The sequence below is a fragment of the Streptomyces sp. NPDC102274 genome (genome assembly GCF_044766385.1).
In the GTDB taxonomy this organism is placed as follows: domain Bacteria; phylum Actinomycetota; class Actinomycetes; order Streptomycetales; family Streptomycetaceae; genus Streptomyces.
In genome coordinates this window covers 1-2,945 of the sequence record NZ_JBIWLW010000128.1, presented here as the reverse complement: position 1 = coordinate 2,945, position 2,945 = coordinate 1, and the positions used below count along the sequence as shown (strand labels likewise).

Here is a 2,945-nt window from a genome sequence, read left to right as displayed (position 1 = left end):
CGGCGCATCCAGCGTCATGATCGAACGCTATCGCTACCGCGGAGCTCGGATCCCGACTCCGTGGACCATCGAACCGGCAGTCGACAACGGCTGACTACTGGGCAAGCCACGTGGAGAGCCGGATGCGTGGCCAACACGCACGTCCGGTTCGGGTCGGCGGCCCAGAGAAACGGAACGGCAGCAATGCCGTCACCGCGCTCTGGGCCGACCGCACAACCTCAGTAGACGTGCACTCTGCCCGTGCCTGTGGCGCGGAGGTTCACCGAGCCGGCACAGAATCAAGCACGGGCAGAGACCTGAACTGGTTCCCTTAGCCGTGGCTTTGAATGTCAGTCAGCCCGTGAGCGCGTCCTTCTTCGCTCTCGGTCCTGGCGTGCGCATGCGTACACGGGTGAAGACCGGCTGTGACTCAACGGTTCGCGGGGACAAGGGGGCGGGTAGTGGCGGGTGTGTCTGTCTTGCATACGGCGCCGTCGGCGGGGTGGGTGCCGTGGATGAGAGCGGCGTCAACTGCTTTATTGACGCATGAGTTGGTGCCGTAGGAGCCGTGTCCGACTCCTTCACGCGTGAGCAGGACCGCGGAGTCCAGGGTTCGGGTCATGTTCTTGGCCCAGTGGTGGGGGGTGACGGGGTCCAGTCGGCCTGCGACCACCAGTGCCGGGGGCGTACCGGCGCCGGTGAGTGGCTTGGTGACGCGGTCCTTGTTCGGCGCGGGCCACCGGGCGCAGTTCAGGGCGGAGTAGGCGGCCCGGGTCCCGATCCGCCTGGCCTCAGCAACGGCCTTGGTGGCTGCGGCTTTGTGCGCGGCGATGCCGGACGGGGTGTGCCAGTCGGCGCAGCGTACGGCGGTGTGGGCTTCGAACATTGCGGTAGGGACGGGGAAGGGGGATACCGTGACGCTGCTCCACAGGGTGTACAGGGGTGCGCCGTTGCCGTTTTGTGCGGCCAGCAGCGCCGAGGTCAGCAACGGCCAGGTGTTCTGGTCGCCGGCCAGGGCTCGGGTGGCCTCAAGGGTCATGGCGCCGTCGAGTTCGCCGCCCGGGGTGACGCCCTTGGCGGGTGCGATCTTGAGCGGCTTCGCTTCCAGTGTGTCGATCAGTGTGTCGAACGCCGTCTGCGGGTCTCCTGCTCCGAACGGGCACACTGCGGTCCCTTCGGTGCGGCAGGTCTTGAACCAGGTGTTGAGCGTCCGTTCGCTCGCCACGGCGACGTCGTCGAGGAAGGTGAGGGAGTTACCGAACCACAGGTTGGTGTCGACGGGCGCGTCGAGCACCATCTGACGGACGCGGTGAGGGAACAGGGTGGCGTACATCGGGCCGACCACGGTGCCGTAGGACAAGCCGTAATACGTGATCTTGTCCTCGCCGAGCGCGGTGCGAACCTGGTCGATGTCGCGGGCCACGTTGTCGGTGGACAGGCTGGCCAGGAACTTCTTGCTCTGGTGTTTGACGCAGCCGTCGGTGAACGCGGCGGCATCGGCCAGCAGCCGCGGCAGGGGTTTGCCCCCGGGGATCGCCGGGTCGTAGGCGGTGCCGGCGGCGTCGGCTCGCTGCTTGTCGGTCAGACAGTGAACGGCCTGCGATCCGCCGACGCCGCGCGGGTCCATTGCGATGATGTCGAACCTGGCGAGCACAGCGGGAGAGAAGGCGCCAGGAGTGCCGACTGTTTTGGGCAGATTACGCAGTGTTTCGGTGGCGGAAACCCCGGGTCCGCCCGGGTTGAAGATCAGGCTGCCGATGCGGCGGTCGGGATCAGTGGCCCGGTGCCGCATGACCGCGAGCGGGATCTGCGCACTATCGGGCTCGGTGTACTCCTGCGGCACCTTGATCGTGGCGCATTCGAGGTTCTTCCAGCACGTGCTCCAGGCGAGCGGCCCCGGGGACGGGACGGAGGTCGACGTGCCTGCTGCGGACGTGCTGCGCGGCCCCGAGGCGCCGGACGAACATCCCGTCAGGACCACGAGGGCTGCGGCGAAGGCCGCCCCGTACCGGGCGGCGGGCCTTGGCCTCAACTGGGTCATGATGATCTTCCTTCGTCGTAATCGTGTCATTCCGTGTAGCCGGTCCATGCCGGTCGCGCAGGAAGCCAGCCGAGGAGGCTGGCGTGGGCGTGCCTTCCTGGCTTCCAGGAGTCAGTGACCGGCCGTGTCGAGCAGAGAGGAGTGCCGCAGGCGGAGCGCGCGCTCCATGCTCGCCACAACGGCCCCGACTCCCAGTGCGAGGTTCAGCCAGATCGGCAGGTGTACCGGCGATTCGAACGTTCCGACCCGCTGCATGACGGGAGGAATCTGAGAGACAGGTTCAGCGAGCTGCAACAGGTTCAGGCCCACACCGACGACAAGCACCAACACCGATCCGACGCCGATCGCCCGGCTCAGCCCCGGATGGCGGTCACCGAAGCGCGCCCGCCGTCCCTCCGCCGAGGCCGGGTCGGGCGTGAGCTGACGCGGCTGTCCGCCCAAAGGGCGGTAGTGGCAGCGCCTGATGCCGTAGTTGCTCATCGCCACCTCGATGACGCCCCCGTCGACGGGGAAGACCGCGGGCAGTTTCGACTCGGCCACGTGCCTGCCGTCCAGGAACAGATGCGCCCGGATCCTGCTGGTGTCCAACCGCGCCCAGTGCCGTACGTCGACGGCGTGCACGCGGGCGTGTCCCCCGGCGCCGGGAAGCCAGAGCCAGAACAAGGAGCGAAAGGGGAGCTGCCACCAGTGGAACCGCTGCAGTTCCCTGCCGTCTCCCGGCTTGAGGCGCCTCGATGCCGCCCACTGCCTCCAGGCCATGCTCCGCTCCTCCTGCGTGTATCAGCCGCAACATCACTAGTACAGCGTGCTAGAGGCAACGCTAGCACGCTGTACTAGGGCCTGTTGTGAAAGCCTGGTCAGAGCCATTCGTTGATGGCTGCGATCAGCACTGTGGCTTCGTAGCGGACGGCGAGTTTGTCGTACC

The 2,945-nt window shown here is 67.2% G+C and carries 2 protein-coding genes; both read right to left on the bottom strand.

What is annotated here, in order from left to right:
* Positions 1–409: 409 nt before the first annotated feature.
* Positions 410–2,020: an alpha/beta hydrolase gene (locus ACIRQP_RS42325; protein ID WP_403900797.1), complete on the bottom strand. Its 1,611-nt coding sequence runs from the start codon at positions 2,018–2,020 to the stop codon at positions 410–412.
* Positions 2,021–2,131: 111 nt separating this feature from the next.
* The gene (locus ACIRQP_RS42320) at positions 2,132–2,779 is read right to left on the bottom strand and encodes a hypothetical protein (protein WP_403900795.1); all 648 of its coding nucleotides are present in this window, start codon (positions 2,777–2,779) and stop codon (positions 2,132–2,134) included.
* Positions 2,780–2,945 lie beyond the last annotated feature (166 nt).

Excerpts from the sequence above, each read along its gene's own strand:
- ACIRQP_RS42325 (WP_403900797.1), bottom strand. The coding sequence starts at position 2,020 with ATGACCCAGTTGAGGCCAAGGCCCGCCGCCCGGTACGGGGCGGCCTTC.
- ACIRQP_RS42320 (WP_403900795.1), bottom strand. The coding sequence starts at position 2,779 with ATGGCCTGGAGGCAGTGGGCGGCATCGAGGCGCCTCAAGCCGGGAGAC.